The sequence below is a fragment of the Microbacterium sp. LKL04 genome, from assembly GCF_900102005.1.
Taxonomy (GTDB): domain Bacteria; phylum Actinomycetota; class Actinomycetes; order Actinomycetales; family Microbacteriaceae; genus Microbacterium.
In genome coordinates this window covers 1,876,473-1,891,894 of record NZ_LT627736.1, presented here as the reverse complement: position 1 = coordinate 1,891,894, position 15,422 = coordinate 1,876,473, and the positions used below count along the sequence as shown (strand labels likewise).

Sequence of the window (15,422 nt, the reverse complement as noted above, 5' to 3'; positions counted from 1 at the left end):
GTGTCGGCGGTCGAACGTAGACTCGTGGGGACATGAGCGACTCCATCAAGCCCGTCATCGTCGGCGCCGGAGCGCCCCGCTCCGCGGGCGATTCCCGCCCCGACGAGGACCTCCTCGCCGGCCTGAACCTGCCCCAGCGCGAGGCCGTCACCCACCGCGGACCGGCGCTGCTGATCGTCGCGGGTGCGGGCTCGGGCAAGACGAGCGTGCTCACGCGACGCATCGCCTCTCTGCTGCGCACGCGCGAGGCGTACCCGAGTCAGATCCTCGCGATCACCTTCACCAACAAGGCCGCGGGCGAGATGCGCGAACGCGTACACCAGCTCGTCGGCGACAGTGCGCAGGGCATGTGGATCTCGACCTTCCACTCCGCGTGCGTGCGCATCCTGCGCCGCGAGGCCGACCAGTTCGGCTTCACGAAGAGCTTCACGATCTACGACTCCGGTGACTCCCGCGCGCTCATCAAGCGCCTGGTCAAGGAGCACGAGGGCGACTCGTTCGGCTTCACCCCCGCCGCCGTTCAGGGGCGCATCTCCAAGCTGAAGAACGAGCTGGCCGATGCCGAGTCCTACGCCCGGCAGGCGAACATGAGCGACCCCGCCGAGCGCGTCTTCGTCGAGATTTTCGCGGACTACCAGCGCTCGCTCCAGAAGGCCAACGCCTTCGACTTCGACGACCTCATCGCGCAGACCGTCTACCTCTTCCGTGCGTTCCCGCACGTCGCGGACGTGTACCGCAAACGGTTCCGGCACGTCCTCGTCGACGAGTACCAGGACACCAATCACGCCCAGTACGCCCTCATCCACGAGCTGACCCGGCCCGTCGTCGGCAAAGCAGGCGATGCGTTCTCGAGCGGCGGCATGATGATCTTCGAGCCCGATGAGGCCCCCGAGATCGAGGGCGCATCGCTCACCGTCGTCGGCGACTCGGATCAGTCGATCTACGCCTTCCGCGGCGCCGACATCCGCAACATCAGCGAGTTCGAGCGCGACTTCCCGGGTGCCAAGGTCGTGCTCCTCGAGCAGAACTACCGCTCGACGCAGAACATCCTGTCGGCCGCGAACGCCGTCATCGGCCACAACTTCGACCGCAAGGACAAGAAGCTCTGGACCGACGTCGGTGACGGTGACCCGATCATCGGGTTCACCGGGTACTCGCAGCACGACGAGGCGCAGTTCGTCGCCGACGAGGTCGAGGCCCTGCATCGCAAGGGCGTCGATTACTCGCAGGTGGCCGTGTTCTATCGGACGAACTCCCAGTCCCGTGCGCTGGAGGAGATCTTCATCCGCTCCGCCGTCCCGTACAAGATCATGGGCGGCACGAAGTTCTATGACCGCGCCGAGATCAAGGACGCCATGGCGTACCTCATCGCGGTGGCGAACCCCGCCGACGAGATGGCGGTGCGCCGCATCCTGAACCGGCCGCGACGCGGCATCGGCGACGTCACCGAGACCGCGATCGCCCGATACGCGGCATCCGAGGGCATCACGTTCCGCGACGCCCTCGCGAACGCGTCGGCGCTCGGCGTCGGGGCGAAGGTGCAGAAGGCGATCGCCGAGCTGGATGCCGTCCTTGTCGAGGCATCCGAGATCATGCTCCCGAGCTCGGGCGAGATTGCGCCGTCGACGTCGGTGACCGAGGGACTTCGCGTCCTGCTCAACAAGTCCGGCTACTACGACGCGCTGCGGATGTCGAAAGACCCGCAGGACGAAGCGCGCGTCGAGAACCTCGACGAACTCGTCGCCGTGACGCGAGAGTTCGCCCGTAACAACCCCAACGGGACGCTGCTCGACTTCCTGACCGAGGTGACGCTGGTGTCGGATGCCGATGACCTCGACGATGCCAGCGGTTCGGTATCGCTCATGACGATGCACACGGCCAAGGGCCTCGAGTTCGACGCCGTCTTCGTGACCGGAGTCGAAGAGGACCTCATTCCGCACCGCATCTCGGCGGGGGAGCCCGGCGGCCCTCAGGAGGAGCGGCGCCTGTTCTACGTCGCCCTCACGCGTGCCCGCAAGCGACTGCACCTGTCGCTCGCGATGACCCGCGCGCAGTTCGGCGAGGTGTCGGCGGCGATGCCCAGCCGGTTCCTGCAGGAGATCCCGCACGAGCTGATCGACTGGCGGCAGTCGCCGGGCGACGTGAACTCGCGCGGCGGCATGCAGTCCCGAGCTCTGAACGGTCGGCCCGGAGGCGGCTCCCGGTTCGGCGGATCCGAATCGAGCCGGTACGGCGACGACCTCGTGCCGCTCCCGAAGCGGGAGAAGTCCGACGCGCTCGCGAAGTTCGCCAACCGCATCCCGGCCAAGATCCGCGACAACGGCGACATGGAGCTCGCGGCGGGCGACCGCATCCGTCACGACGACTTCGGCGAGGGCAAGGTCGACATGGTCACCGGCGAGGGCGCGAAGCGGGTCGCCCACGTCCGGTTCGACACCGCAGGCCCGAAGAAGCTCCTGATCAAGGTCGCGCCGATCACCAAGCTCTGAGTGAACAGCCGCGTCGTTCCGGTGTGTCAGACTGTGCCCAGCGATTCGCTGGGAATTCGCTGATAGCGCGCGACGGGGGTCGCGGGACTGGGGAAATACATGGGCGCATCGCTGCGCCGTCGTTCGGTTGCGCTCGCAACCGGCGCGGCACTTCTGACGGGCACAATCTGGGCGCTGCCGCAAGCAGCCATCGCTGACGACGCGAATCCGACCGGGTCGATCACCGGCACGGTGACGGGGGATCAGATCGCGGTCGGCGACGGTCTCGCGACCGCATGGCTCGACGCAGGATCGCACTACGAGGTCTACTACGGATCGATCAGCGCGAACGGCACGTACTCGATCACGGGACTCCCGGCGGGCACGTACCACGTCGGTTTCAACGAGCTCGGCTACGACGACGGGGAGACCGTCACCAGCTGGATCGAGTGGTACAACGACTCGTTGACGCTGGAGGACGGCACGCCTCTGGAAGTGGGAGACGGGCCAGTCACCGGTATCGGCGCCGACCTCGACACGATCGGAAAGGTTGCCAGCAACCCCGTCATCTCCGGTACGGCGACCGTCGGCAGCAAGCTCACTGTGTCCCGCGGCGCATGGCCGGCCGGCGCTGAGCTCCAGTACGAGTGGTATGCGGGCGAGGAACTCCTGCAGGAGGGCACCTCCGCCTCCCTCGTCCTCGGCGCGAACGCCGTGGGCAAGCGGGTCTCGGTCGACGTCTACGCCTACCTCTATCCGACGGGCACGCCGTCGAATGACACCATCCAATTCAAGCGCACTCTCGAGACGGCACCCGTCAAGGCAGCCGCGCTCCAGGCGAGCACGCCGTCGGTGAGCGGAACGGCGACGGTGGGCGCCACGCTCACGGTCAAGGCAGGCACATGGGCGAAGGGGGCATCCCTCTCGTACCAGTGGTACGCCTCGGGAAAGAAGATCAACGGCGCGACGAAGTCGACGTACAAGATCTCGTCCTCGCTCGTCGGCAAGAACATCACGGTGACGGTGACCGGCAAGAAGGCCGGCCACGTCACGACCTCGAAGGGGTCGAAGGCGACGGCGAAGGTTGCGCTTTCGGCGACGCCCACGATCTCGGGAAGCGCCAAGGTCGGTCAGAAGTTGACCGCGAAGCCCGGTCGCTGGACCTCCGGTACCCGCCTGACGTACCAGTGGTACGCGAACGGCAAGGCGATCTCGAAGGCGACGAAGTCGACCTTCACCGTGCCCTCCAACCTCAAGGGCAAGAAGATCACGGTCAAGGTCACCGGCACGAAGTCCGGCTACGCGACGGTGAGCACCACCTCGCGCGCCACCGGCGCGGTAGCGGCGAAGTCGACAGCCAAGCCGGCTGGTAGCCAGGTGGCCAAGCCCTCGAGTAAGACCTCATGCCCGAAGAGCCACCCCATCAAGGGGAACCAGACGACTCGTCACACGAAGGACTGGATCTACCACGTGCCGGGTGGGCAGTACTACAACGCCACCCATCCCGAGCAGTGCTTCGCCACAGCAGCCGCGGCACAGAAGGCTGGGTACCGCGCGTCCAAGCGCTGACGGGAAGCGGGTCGCGCAGGGCGTGAACTCTGCGCGACCCGCATCGCATCGCGCGTACGCTGAGCACATGGCTCTGTTCTCCCGCCGTCCGAAGAAGAACTCCGACGGGTCCGATGAGGTTCCCGTCGACGCGCAGGCGGACCTCGCCGACGTTCAGCAGGACGTGAGCGCGGCAGTCGCCGCGGAACAGGCGGATGCCGAAGACGTGCCGTTCGTGCCGATCTCGATGTCGACCTACGGTCAGCCGGTGCAGCGCCCCGAGCAGCAGCGTCTGCCGCAGGTCGAGGAGACCGCCCCCGAGCGGACCGAGGGGCGCCCGGGCATGCCCGACAACACCCTCCTGCTCACCGCGCTCACGGAAGCACCCGAAGAGCCCGACAACGCGGCGATCCTCGGCGTGACGCGCCAGGCGCTGCAGGGCACCCTCTACCTGCGCATCATGGGCGACGCCCAGGCGCAGGTCGCCGCGGGCGAGCCCCTGCGACTCGCGATCTCGATCATGAACGACAAGAAGTTCCTGCTCGCGTACACGGGAGCCGCCGCGATCCAGGCCGGTCTCGGCGACGACCCCGAGGGGGCGAACACGTCCATCCTCGGCCAGCCGGCCCAGAACGTGCTCCGGAACGTCGTCGACGCGGGCTACGACGGAATCGTCTTCGACCACGCCGGTCCTGGCCGTCGCATCGTCCTGCCGACGGGACTCATCTCGCGCGCCCTCGACCAGGCCGACCCCGAATTCACGATCAAGAACCTGCTCGCAGGTCCGCGGACGCCCGAGACGGCTCGCGCCGTCGTCGATGCGCTCGTCGCCCGCGGCGGGTGGATCGCCGCCGGCAGCCGACCGGACGGCAGCATGGGCGTCGCCGAAGCGCGATCCGCCGAAGGCACCCGCTATCTGCAGGTTTTCTCCCACCCCCTCGAGATCCTCACCCTCCGTCGCGAGGACCAGCCCATGCCGCTGACCGCAGCGCAGCTGGGGCAGGCGCTCAAGAGCGAGCCGGAGCTGAGCGGCTTCCTCGTCGACGCCGCCGGACCCTGGATCCGGCTCGAGCGCGAGGAGCTCGATGCGCTCGTCACGATCGCCGACGCGGCGGAAGCGGTCGACGGCGCAACCGAATCCGACGAGGACTGAACCGGCGGGGCAAGCCCCTGGCCGCGCCGAAGGCCCCCACCTAGGGTGGGCGCATGGCGTCGGAGCGGATCACCCTGCAGCTTCCGGAAGGCAGAGAGCTCTCGCTCTCGAGCCCCAACCGGATCGTCTTCCCCGAACCGGGGATCACGAAACACGAACTCGCCGAGTACGTGATCTCGGTCGCCGACCCATTCCTGCGCGCCAACGGCCACCGGCCCGTGTCGCTGGAGCGGTTCCCAGCGACGGTCGACGGCGAGAGCTTCTTCTCGAAGAACCCACCGAAGGGCGCGCCCGAGTACGTCGACCAGGTGATGTGCACGTACAACAGCGGTCGGCGGCATCCGCAGGTCGTCCTCAACGAGACGGCTGCCATCGTCTGGGCGGTCCAGATGAACACGGTCGTCTTCCATCCGTGGGCCTCTCTCGCTGCGGACACCGACAATCCCGTCGAGTTGCGCATCGACCTCGACCCTCAGCCCGGCACGGACTTCGCCGACGCCGCCGCCGTCGCGCCGGTCCTTCGAGAGGTGCTGCGTGAGGCCGGCCTCGAGTCCTGGCTCAAAACGAGCGGCAATCGCGGCATCCACCTCTTCTGCCCGATCGAGCCCACGCACGAGTTCCTCGACGTCCGTCATGCGGTGATCGCCGCGGGCCGCGAACTGGAGCGACGGATGCCGGAGAAGGTCACCACCAACTGGTGGAAGGAGGAGCGCGGCGAGCGCATCTTCATCGACTTCAATCAGGCCAACCGCGACCGGACGATGGCCGGCGCCTACAGCCCGCGGGCCCTCCCCGGCGCCACGGTCGCCACCCCGATCACGTGGGATGAGCTCGCCGACGGCGTCGACCCCGCCGCGTTCACGGTGCGGACGGTGCCCGACCGACTCGCGGCGATCGGCGATCCGTGGCAGGACCTGCAGGCGTCCCCGGGGCGCATCGACACCCTGCTGGAGTGGTGGCAGCGCGACCTCGAGGCGGGCCTCGGCGAACTGCCGTTCCCGCCGGAGTTCCCGAAGATGCCGGGGGAACCGCCGCGCGTGCAGCCCTCGCGGGCGAAGAAGGACTGACCGGCGGTCAGTTCGCGGTGACGGTGTCGACCTTCTCCTCGACGGGTGGCCGGCGTCGCGCCCACCGTGCGGGGGTGTTCGGGCCGTCCCACACCTGGATGATGCCCCACGCCGCCGCGGTGAGAGGGACCGCGAGGATCGCCCCCACGATTCCGCCGAGGACCGTGCCGATCGTCAGGGCGATCAGCACGGCGAACGCATGCAGCTTCATCGACCGGCCCATGAGGAACGGCTGCAGGAAGTTGCCCTCGAGCTGGTTGACCGCGACGACGATCACGACCACCCAGATCGCCGCGACCAGACCGTTGGTGACGAGGGCGACGAGCGCCGCCAGGATCCCGGCGACCGTTGCTCCCACGATCGGGATGAACGCCAGCACGAACACGAGCGCACCGAGCGGGAGGGCGAGCGGGATCTGCAGGAAGAGCAGACCGATTGTGATGCCGATCGCGTCCACCGCGGCGACGGCCGCCGTGCCGCGGAGGTACGCCCCGAAGGTATGGACCGCCTTGTGGCCCACGCGCACGGCGCGGTCGTAGTCGGATCCGCGGAACGGACGGATGAGGAACTCCCACAGCCTCGGGCCGTCCTTCAGGAAGAAGAACAGTGTCACGATCATGAGGACGAGTCCGGTGAGGAAGTTCGCGACAGCGCTCACTCCGGCCAGTGCGCCGGAACCGAACTGCGCGCTGGTGAGGAAGTCGGTCGCGGTGCCGACCCACTCGTCGATCTGCTTCTGGTCGATGTCGAAGGGCAGCGTCTCGGCCCACGCGAGCACGCTCTGGAACCCGTCCTGCGCCTTCTTGGACAGGTCGTCGAACTGATCGCGGACGGCGTTGACCACGAGCCAGCCGATCCCCCCGAGCACGACGACGAACGCGAGCAGCGTGAGGATGGTCGCGAACACCGACGGGATGCCGATGCGCCGCAGCCAGGCCATGAGGGGCGCCGCCGCCGACGCCACGATGAGGGCGAGAAGGACGGGGATGACGACGACGGTGAGCTGCAGCATCCCGAGGATGAGCGCAGTCGCGATGACCCCGACGATGATCACCTGCAGGGACCGGGTCGCGAGGGTGCCGAAGCCGTCCGACCACATGCTCGCGGGTTTGCCGGCCGCCGCCGTGCGGACGGGCCGTCCGTCGTCGAGACGCACTGAGCGGGGAGATGACGAAAAGAGGCCCATGCTGCGACCCTACCGATCCGCCTTCTCGTGCGAGGGCCCTTGACTCAGTCGAGCACGTCAGCCAGGTCGTAGGCCGACACGGTCTCGAGCTGGTCGAATCGGCAGGAGGCGGCATCCCGATCGGGACGCCACCGCTGGAACTGCACGGTGTGGCGGAACCGGTCGCCCTCGAGCTGGTCGTACGCGACTTCGAGCACGCGTTCGGGACGGAGTCGCACGAAGGACGTGTCCTTCGAGGCCGCGAAGCGCGACCGGTCGGACTCGCCTGTCACCGCCTCGCCGTCCTCGTCGCGGACGACGAGCGGCGCGAGCTCGTCGATCAGCTCGAGCCGGCGCGCATTGCTCCACGCGGCGACGCCGCCGACCTGGCGCAGTGTGCCCTCGCCGTCGTGAAGGCCGACGAGGAGCGACCCGACCCCCTGACCGCTCTTGTGGATCCGGTAGCCCATCGCGACGACATCGGCGGTCCGCGCGTGCTTGATCTTGAACATCGTGCGCTTGTTGGGTGCGTACGGAAGGGCGAGCGGCTTCGCCACGACGCCGTCGAGACCGGCGCCCTCGAACTCGGCGAGCCAGATCTCGGCGAGAGCGGGGTCCGTCGTCGTCCGGGTCAGGTGGATCGGATGCGGCACGCCGCGCAGCAGGTCCTCGAGCTGGGCGCGCCGCGTCGAGAACGGCTCGTCGCGGAGGTCGCGGTCGCCGCGAGCCAGCAGGTCGAAGGCGACGAACATGGCCGGTGTGGTCTCGCTGAGCATCGCGACGCGGGATGCCGCGGGGTGGATGCGCTGCGACAGGTGCTCCCACTGCAGGCGCTGGGACCCGGGCTCGCCGTCGGCGACGACGATCTCACCGTCGAGCAGGCACGGCTCGGGCACAAGCCTCGAGATCGCGTCGACCAGCTCGGGGAAGTACCGGGTGAGGGGCTTCGATCCGCGGGATCCGATCTCGACCTCCGCGCCGTCCCACCCGATCAGCGCACGGAACCCGTCCCACTTCGGTTCGTAGAGCAGGCCGCCGGTGGTCCCCGCCGGATCGGGGACGGCGGGGACGGACTTCGCGAGCATCGGTGCGGGGATCTCGTACATGCGCTCATCCTGCCCGCCCGGCATCCGTGCCGGAACGGGGTTGCGCGCCGCGCTCAGGCGAAGGCGCCGACGCCCGTGATGTCGCGGCCGAGCAGCAGCGCCTGCACCGACTCGGTGCCCTCGTACGTGTGGATCGCCTCGATGTCGGCCATGTGCTGCATGACGCCGTTCTCGAGGAGGATGCCGTTGCCGCCCAGCAGGTCGCGCGCCGTTGCGGCGACGCGCCGCGCGGCGCGCGTGTTGTGGAACTTCGCGAGCGACGCCTGCGTCGGGCGCAGCCCGCCCGCCGCTTCGAGGTCGGCGAGGCGACGGCAGTACAGCTGCATCGCGGTGAGGTCTTCGAGCATGTGCGCGAGGCGCTCCTGCACCATCTGGAAGCGGGCGAGGGGCTTGCCGAACTGCACGCGCTGCTGCGCGTACTGCAGTGCCGCCTCATAGCAGGCGGTCGCGTGGCCGAGCGCCGACCACGCGACTCCGGAACGGGTCGCGTAGAGGACGGTGGAGGCATCCTTGAACGTCCGGGTGCCGGGAAGGACCGCGTCGGCGGGGACGCGGACGTCGTCGAGGGCGATGTGAGCCTGATGGATGCCGCGCAACGACGCCTTTCCCGCGATGACGGTGCCGGTGTAGCCGGGGCGGTCCTGCTCGACGAGGAAGCAGCGGACATTGCCGTGGTGCTCGTCGCCCTCGTCGTCGACACGGGCCCAGACGAAGGTGATGCCGCCGGATGCGCCGTTGCCGATCCACTTCTTCGCGCCGCGCAGCACCCACTCGTCGCCGTCGCGGCGCGCGACGGTCTCGAGCGAGACCGAGTCCGAACCGTGGTCGGGCTCGGTGAGCGCGAAGGCGGCCGGTACCTCGAAGCGGGCCACCGGGGTCAGCCAGCGCTCCTGCTGCGCGTCGCTGCCGAACAGGGCGAGCGTGCGCAGGGCGAGACCGCCCTGGACGGCGAGGACCGTGCCGAGTGAGCCGTCCCCGCGCGAGATCTCCATGTTCACGAGGCCCGCAGCCAGCGGCGTGAAGTGCGTCAGCCGCGGGTGGTCGACGCCGTCGTTCAGCAGGTCGAGTTCGCCGAAGCGCCGGGCGATATCGAGCGGGTACTCGGCGGTGTCCCACGCGTCCCGCATCCGGTCGCCGACCTCGTCCACGAAGCCCTGCGTCCGCTCCCACACGTCGCGGTCCGCATCGGGGATGTCGGCGAAGACGGCGTAGTAATCGGTGTCGAGGCGGCCGAGCACGTCGTAGCGGCCGGACGCGCCGCCGGGCAGGTCAGTGGTCATCGCGCCAGGATACGCCCGGCTGAGATTCAGTTCCACTCCCCGTGGAACGCCGTGCCAGGTCAGTCGCGCAGAGCGCCGAGCCGACGGGCGACCTCGGCGGGCGGCATCCGCCGGGGGAAGGTCGCCACGACGATGTCGTCGTCCGCCGCGGGTTCCGGATCGGGGTGCACGCCGAAGCGGCGCAGCAGCTCGTCGTAGGCGGTCTCGAGGACGGCGGCGGGAACTCGCGTGGAACCGCGCAGCAGGCGGCGCAGGACGTGATTGTGCACGGCGGTCACGGAGGCGGCGAACGCCACCGCGTCGACGGGATCGAGCCCCGGGACCGAGCGGCGCAGGTACTCGTCGAAGACGCGCTCGTAGCGGAAGACCGTGACGATCTCGCGGTCGCGCAGCGACGGCACCTGCCGGACGACGGCGTACCGGCGGCGAGCGACCTCGGGATCCGACGCGAAGTGCCGGAAGATCTGCACCGACGCCTCGCACACCGCCGCCCAGGGGTTCTCGTGCGTCTCGGTGAGGTAGGCGCGCAGTCGGTCGAGCAGCAGCTCGTGGTCGGCGAAGACGACGTCGTCCTTGCCGCCGAACTGGCGGAAGAACGTCGAGCGGGACACCCCTGCGGACTGGGCGATCTGCTCGACCGAGGTCTGCTCGTAGCCGTGCTCCGCGAACAGCGCGAGCGCGGCGGCCACCACTGTGCTGCCCGTGGGACGGAGGTCGTCGGCCATGGACGGAAGCCTAGTGCGCACCTGGTTCTGTCAAGGCCTGTGCCTCTTCTCCCGGGCTCGCCTTGACTCGGCGCATGTCCTCCCTGTGGAAGCAGAATCCGTCCGAGACCGCCGGCACCCCGTTCGACCCCGATGCGCGTCACGATGTCGTCGTGATCGGCGCCGGCCTTACCGGCCTGGCGACGGCGTACGAACTGGCGCGGTCCGGGGTCGACGTCGCCCTCCTCGAGCGCGGCGGTGTCGGCGAGCTGGCCTCGGGGTCCAACACGGGCAAGGTGTCGCTCCTGCAGGGCACGACGCTCTCGTCGCTGCGGTCGGGGCACCCGGCATCCCTCGTCCGCGCCTACGTCGACGCCAACCGCGACGGCTTCGCGTGGATGACGGATACCGCAGAGCGGCTCGGTGTCCCGCTCACCTCGCGGACCGCCTACACCTACGCCCAGGCCGGCGAGGGACGGCGTTCCGTTGCGCAGGAATACGAGGCGGCCCGCGAGGCAGGGCTCGCCGTACGTCTCGTCGGCGAGGACGAGCTGCGCGCCGCGGCCGTGCCCATGACGGCCGCCGTCGCGCTAGACGATCAGCGGGCGATCGATCCGATGCGGATGCTCGCGGCGCTCGCCGACGCGTTCGTCGCCGCCGGCGGCACGCTCCACCTGGGCGTCGAGGTCAGTGGCGTGAAGGTCTTCCCCGAGCCGCGCGTCGAGACCGACCAGGGGACGGTGTTCGCCTCGCGCGTCGTGGTGGCCACCGGCATCCCGATCCTCGATCGCGGGCTCTACTGGGCCAAGGTGAGCGGGATGCGGTCCGCCTGCGTCTCGTTCACCCTCACCGCGCCGCTGCCGGACGGCATGTACCTCTCGGCCGACGAGCCGACGCGCTCGGTGCGCACGGTCCTCCCCGAGGACGGCCCGGCGGACGTCGCGCAGATCGTCGTCGGAGGCGCGGGCCACCCCGTCGGGCGTGCCGAGTCGGAGCGGGCGATGCTCGACGAGCTGTCTCGCTGGGCGCAGCAGACGCTGCCGGTGGGGGAGGAGACCCACCGCTGGTCGGCGCAGGACTATACGTCCCACAACCGGATCCCCTTCATCGGCACCATGCCGCGGTCGCTCGGACGGGTCCGCTTCGCGACGGGCTACGCGAAGTGGGGGCTCACGAACGCGCCGGCGGCGGCGCTGCGCATCGTCAGCGAGCTGCGCGGCGAGAAGATGAGCGAACGTCCGCGGTGGATGACGCAGATCGGCACTCGTCTCACGATGCCGGCGGACATCGCTCAGGGCGCTCTCGAGAACGCGAAGGTCGGCCTCGCCGCGGCGAAGGGGTGGGCGGGAGCGGAGACCGAGGCCGTTCCCGTGCCGCAGCCCGCCGAGGGGGAGGGTGTCGTCGCGCAGCGTGCGGGCCGTCCGGTCGCCATCTCGACCACCGGCGGCGAGACGCGCGCCGTGAGCGCCGTCTGCCCGCACCTCGGCGGCATCCTGGAGTGGAACGACCTCGAGTGCACGTGGGACTGCCCCCTGCACGCGTCGCGGTTCACGGCATCCGGCGAACGCATCGAAGGTCCCGCGACACGAGGGCTTCGACCGGTCGACTGAGTCAGGATGCCGCAGCGATGACACCGGTGATGATGAGGGTGACGAGCGTCGTCCACAGCACGATCGCGGTGCCCTGCCAGAAGAGGACGGTACGAGTGGGGACGCCCGTCCCTTTCAGCGCCGCCGCCGTGAACTGCGTCGGGAGGATGAGGGGGCCCAGCAGGCTCACGCCCGGCGTCCCGTACCGGTGGTAGGCCTTCTGGAACTTCTCTGAGCGCGCCGACGGTGCCTTCTCGGAAGCTCCGGCGCGGGTGGTGACCGCGCTCCGGACGCGAGCGGTCGCGAGCACGACGATCGCGACGCAGAGGAAGTTGCCCGCGGCGCCGGCGACGGCGGCGATGACGGGGTGGATGCCGCCGACGATGCCGATCGCGGCGGCACCCTCTCCCTCGATGAAGGGCACGGCGCCGGCGAGGGCGACGACCAGCGGCTGGACGAGATCGGGCATCTGCGCCACCAGGTCCTGGAAGCCGGCGACGAGATCGGAGACGGGGTTCGACATGATGTCCTCTCGGGAGTGGCGACCGGATCTCGTATCGCCGTGACCCCAGTCCACCGGCTGGGGCCCGAGCGCGGCAGTGCCGCCCCGTCACTCATCGGCGGGAGGTTCGGCGGGCCGAGGGGTGACATTCGTCATGGTCGTACTGTGGCCGTGTGAGCACGCCCGTCCCCACCCCGACGCAGACCGCGGCCTCGCTCGCGCGCGGCGTGACGGCGACCGGGTGGTACATCGCCACCTCGATGGTGTTCTTCCTGCTCGGGACCGTCGCCGTGTGGGGGCTCGTGGTCCTCATCGCCCGCGAGGGATGGCGCAACCCCGTCACCCTCCTCGTCTACGTCGTCTCGGCGGTGGTCGTCGTGGTGGCCACGGTTCTGCTCCTCACCCGCTATCGCCGCGACGGCGACCTCGACGACAGCGACCGCCCTTCCTGGCGACGCAGGTTCCTCTCCCTCCCGGTCATCGCGGCGGTCCTCGCTTCCATCGCGCTCGGCGTGGTGGCGGGCTCGGCGCTCCTCGGCGCCGCTCTCGTCGGCGCCACCCTCTGCCTCGTCCGCTGGGGCCCCGGCATCCGGTGGCGCGGTGTCGTGCTGCTGGAGATCGCCCTCGTCGCGCTCTGGCTGCTCGAGCAGGCGGGGCCGATGCCGCGGAGCGACGCGTTCGTGCTCGTGTTCTTCGCCGTCGTCCTCCCGATGACGCAGGCGCTGTCGCTCTGGTCGTGGGACGTCGTGCTCGAACTCGATCGCGCCCGCCGCACCGAGGCGCGCCTCGCCGCCGTGCAGGAGCGGCTCCGCCTCGCCGGCGAGCTCCACGACCTGCAGGGGCACCACCTGCAGGTGATCGCCCTGCAGCTCGAACTCGCCGAGCGCATGATCGAACGCGATCCGGATGCCGCCGCCCGCCAGATCGCGCTCGCGCGGACCTCGGTCGACGAGGCCCGCGACGGCACGCGCGCGCTCGCCGGACGCTTCCGCGGGGTGCCGCTCCCGGACGAGCTCGCCAACGCGGCAGACCTGCTGCGGGCAGCCGGCCTGGCGGTTGCGCTCGACGTCGCCGGGGACGCGGCATCCGCTCCCGCCGACCTGCTGGGACCGGTGATCCGCGAGTGCACGACCAACGTGCTCAAGCACGGCGGTGGTGCTTGGGCGAGGCTCGGGCTCGAGCGGGTCGGCGACGTCTGGCGTCTCACGATGGCCAACGACCCCGGACCCGGATCGACGATCGGCTCGGGCGCGGGACTCGAGGGCATCGCGCACCGCATCGGGGTGGCCGGCGGCGACGTCGCCTCGAGTCGCGACGACGCATCATTCACGCTCGTCGTGACGGTGCCGGCAGACGGGAGTGCCGCATGATCCGCGTCCTGATCGCCGACGACGAGGACATGATCCGGACGGCGCTGGCCACCCTCCTCGCGCTCGAGGACGATCTCGAGGTCGTCGCCGAGTGCCCCGACGGCGAGACGGCCGTCGCCCGCGCTCTCGAGCTGCGCCCCGACGTCTGCCTGCTCGACCTCGAGATGCCGGGGATCGACGGAGTCGAGGCGGCCGCCCGCATCCGCCAGCGCATCCCGGCTCGATGCGTCGTCGTCACCCGGCACGCCCGCCCGGGAGTCCTGCGCCGTGCGCTGAGCGCCGGTGTCGACGGCTTCGTCCCGAAGTCTCGGCCCGCCGGCGACGTCGCCGCGGTGATTCGCGAGGTCGCGGCGGGACGTCGCTACGTCGACCCCGAGATCGCCGCCGACGCGCTCAGCGACGAGCGCTCGCCCCTGACCGACCGCGAGCTCGACGTGCTGCGCGCCGGAGCTCGCGGCGAGACGATCGCCGACATCGCGGCATCCCTCCATCTCTCGGCCGGCACCGTCCGCAACCACGTGTCGTCGATCCTCGGCAAGCTCGGGCTCGCGACGCGTCAGCAGGCGGCGATCACGGCACGCGAACGCGGCTGGATCTGACGGATGCCCCGCGACGAAACCCCGCACGAAGAAGGCCTGTCCGGCGGCAACGCCAGCGGCGCCGTCGTCCGCATCGGCGACACCGTCCGGAAGCCCTGGGCGGCCTCGACGCCGAGCGTCACCGCCTTCGTCGCCGCCCTGCGCGCCGGCGGTGTGGATGCGCCGGAGCCGCGGGGACGCGACGACGCGGGACGCCAGGTGATCGAGTTCGTCCCCGGCGACATCGCGATCGAGCGAGGGACGATGGCTCCCGCCGAGCTCCGCCGCGTGGGCGCCATGGTGCGGGAGATCCATGACGCGAGCGCTGGCTACGTCGCCCCGGAGGGCAGCGTGTGGGAGACCGCAATCGCCGCGCCCGGGACCGACCTCGTCTGCCACAACGACCTGGCGCCCTGGAATCTCGTGGTGGGGGAGCGGTGGGTCTTCATCGACTGGGATGCCGCGGCCCCCAGCACGCGCCTCTGGGACCTCGCCTACGCGGCGCAGTCCTTCGCGCTGAACGACACGTCGGCGGCCCCGGTCGATGCCGCCCGCGGGCTGGCCGCCTTCGCCGACGGATACGGTGCCGATGCGGCGCTTCGGCGCGCGCTGCCCGCCGCGATGGCCGAGCGCACCACCGCGATGCACGAGATGCTCCGCCGCTCCCACGCCGCCGGAACCGAGCCCTGGGCGTCGATGTTCCTGGAGGGGCACGGCGACCACTGGCGGCTGGTCACCGACTACGTCGAGCGCCATCGCGAGGTCTGGGTCGCCGCGCTGAGGGAGTGAGTCGCCCCTGCCGAACGAGGGGATCGGGGCGCGGGGCACTCAGGCGCGGGTAGTAGGCTTTTCGACCGGGCGATCTCTCGACATCGAGATAATTCCGCGCCCG

General features: G+C 70.1%; 13 protein-coding genes. 8 read left to right on the top strand and 5 right to left on the bottom strand.

Annotated features, from left to right (window positions below; genetic code table 11):
* Positions 1-32: 32 nt before the first annotated feature.
* The 4 genes from BLP38_RS09280 to ligD all read left to right on the top strand — a co-directional run bounded on the left by BLP38_RS09280 (position 33) and on the right by ligD (position 6,236).
* Positions 33-2,489 carry an ATP-dependent helicase gene (locus tag BLP38_RS09280; protein WP_091356435.1) on the top strand — a complete coding sequence of 819 codons (2,457 nt, stop codon included), beginning with the start codon at positions 33-35 and terminating at the stop codon, positions 2,487-2,489.
* A 99-nt stretch (positions 2,490-2,588) separates the two neighbouring features.
* On the top strand, positions 2,589-4,037 hold the full coding sequence (locus BLP38_RS09275; RefSeq protein ID WP_091356431.1) for a sunset domain-containing protein: 1,449 nt from the start codon (positions 2,589-2,591) through the stop codon (positions 4,035-4,037).
* Positions 4,038-4,104: 67 nt separating this feature from the next.
* Entirely contained in the window at positions 4,105-5,169 is a 1,065-nt protein-coding gene (locus BLP38_RS09270; protein ID WP_091356428.1) for an SseB family protein, read from the top strand.
* 53 nt (positions 5,170-5,222) lie between these two features.
* Entirely contained in the window at positions 5,223-6,236 is a 1,014-nt protein-coding gene (gene ligD / locus BLP38_RS09265) for a non-homologous end-joining DNA ligase (protein ID WP_091356425.1), read from the top strand.
* 7 nt (positions 6,237-6,243) lie between these two features.
* Here ligD and BLP38_RS09260 read toward each other — a convergent pair whose 3' ends face one another.
* From BLP38_RS09260 to BLP38_RS09245, 4 genes are read right to left on the bottom strand one after another with little or no spacing between them, the layout of a single operon-like run.
* A complete protein-coding gene (locus BLP38_RS09260) occupies positions 6,244-7,422 on the bottom strand; it encodes an AI-2E family transporter (RefSeq protein ID WP_091356421.1) in 1,179 nt (392 codons plus the stop codon).
* Between the two features lie 44 nt (positions 7,423-7,466).
* Entirely contained in the window at positions 7,467-8,507 is a 1,041-nt protein-coding gene (locus tag BLP38_RS09255) for an ATP-dependent DNA ligase (protein ID WP_091356417.1), read from the bottom strand.
* Positions 8,508-8,560: 53 nt separating this feature from the next.
* Positions 8,561-9,787, bottom strand: a complete 1,227-nt coding sequence (locus BLP38_RS09250) for an acyl-CoA dehydrogenase family protein (protein ID WP_091356414.1) — start codon at positions 9,785-9,787, stop codon at positions 8,561-8,563.
* A gap of 59 nt (positions 9,788-9,846) precedes the next feature.
* Positions 9,847-10,512, bottom strand: a complete 666-nt coding sequence (locus BLP38_RS09245) for a TetR/AcrR family transcriptional regulator (RefSeq protein ID WP_091356393.1) — start codon at positions 10,510-10,512, stop codon at positions 9,847-9,849.
* A gap of 74 nt (positions 10,513-10,586) precedes the next feature.
* On the opposite strand from BLP38_RS09245, the gene BLP38_RS09240 reads away from it, so the two are divergent.
* Positions 10,587-12,101, top strand: coding sequence for an FAD-dependent oxidoreductase (locus BLP38_RS09240; protein WP_091356390.1), 1,515 nt, complete (start codon positions 10,587-10,589; stop codon positions 12,099-12,101).
* Position 12,102: 1 nt separating this feature from the next.
* Here BLP38_RS09240 and BLP38_RS09235 read toward each other — a convergent pair whose 3' ends face one another.
* Positions 12,103-12,603 carry a small multidrug efflux protein gene (locus BLP38_RS09235; protein ID WP_091356388.1) on the bottom strand — a complete coding sequence of 167 codons (501 nt, stop codon included), beginning with the start codon at positions 12,601-12,603 and terminating at the stop codon, positions 12,103-12,105.
* 152 nt (positions 12,604-12,755) lie between these two features.
* Between BLP38_RS09235 and BLP38_RS09230 the strand changes: the two genes are divergently transcribed.
* From BLP38_RS09230 to BLP38_RS09220, 3 genes are read left to right on the top strand one after another with little or no spacing between them, the layout of a single operon-like run.
* A complete protein-coding gene (locus tag BLP38_RS09230) occupies positions 12,756-13,952 on the top strand; it encodes a sensor histidine kinase (protein WP_091356385.1) in 1,197 nt (398 codons plus the stop codon).
* A complete protein-coding gene (locus tag BLP38_RS09225; protein ID WP_091356382.1) occupies positions 13,949-14,551 on the top strand; it encodes a response regulator transcription factor in 603 nt (200 codons plus the stop codon). The genes BLP38_RS09230 and BLP38_RS09225 overlap by 4 nt, the downstream gene beginning before the upstream one ends.
* 3 nt (positions 14,552-14,554) lie before the next feature.
* Positions 14,555-15,319 carry a phosphotransferase gene (locus tag BLP38_RS09220; protein ID WP_091356376.1) on the top strand — a complete coding sequence of 255 codons (765 nt, stop codon included), beginning with the start codon at positions 14,555-14,557 and terminating at the stop codon, positions 15,317-15,319.
* The last annotated feature ends 103 nt before the right edge of the window (positions 15,320-15,422 follow it).

Excerpts from the sequence above, each read along its gene's own strand:
- BLP38_RS09220 (WP_091356376.1), top strand. The coding sequence starts at position 14,555 with ATGCCCCGCGACGAAACCCCGCACGAAGAAGGCCTGTCCGGCGGCAAC.
- BLP38_RS09240 (WP_091356390.1), top strand. The coding sequence starts at position 10,587 with ATGTCCTCCCTGTGGAAGCAGAATCCGTCCGAGACCGCCGGCACCCCG.
- BLP38_RS09275 (WP_091356431.1), top strand. The coding sequence starts at position 2,589 with ATGGGCGCATCGCTGCGCCGTCGTTCGGTTGCGCTCGCAACCGGCGCG.
- BLP38_RS09235 (WP_091356388.1), bottom strand. The coding sequence starts at position 12,603 with ATGTCGAACCCCGTCTCCGATCTCGTCGCCGGCTTCCAGGACCTGGTG.
- BLP38_RS09270 (WP_091356428.1), top strand. The coding sequence starts at position 4,105 with ATGGCTCTGTTCTCCCGCCGTCCGAAGAAGAACTCCGACGGGTCCGAT.
- ligD (WP_091356425.1), top strand. The coding sequence starts at position 5,223 with ATGGCGTCGGAGCGGATCACCCTGCAGCTTCCGGAAGGCAGAGAGCTC.
- BLP38_RS09260 (WP_091356421.1), bottom strand. The coding sequence starts at position 7,422 with ATGGGCCTCTTTTCGTCATCTCCCCGCTCAGTGCGTCTCGACGACGGA.
- BLP38_RS09280 (WP_091356435.1), top strand. The coding sequence starts at position 33 with ATGAGCGACTCCATCAAGCCCGTCATCGTCGGCGCCGGAGCGCCCCGC.
- BLP38_RS09225 (WP_091356382.1), top strand. The coding sequence starts at position 13,949 with ATGATCCGCGTCCTGATCGCCGACGACGAGGACATGATCCGGACGGCG.
- BLP38_RS09245 (WP_091356393.1), bottom strand. The coding sequence starts at position 10,512 with ATGGCCGACGACCTCCGTCCCACGGGCAGCACAGTGGTGGCCGCCGCG.
- BLP38_RS09250 (WP_091356414.1), bottom strand. The coding sequence starts at position 9,787 with ATGACCACTGACCTGCCCGGCGGCGCGTCCGGCCGCTACGACGTGCTC.
- BLP38_RS09255 (WP_091356417.1), bottom strand. The coding sequence starts at position 8,507 with ATGTACGAGATCCCCGCACCGATGCTCGCGAAGTCCGTCCCCGCCGTC.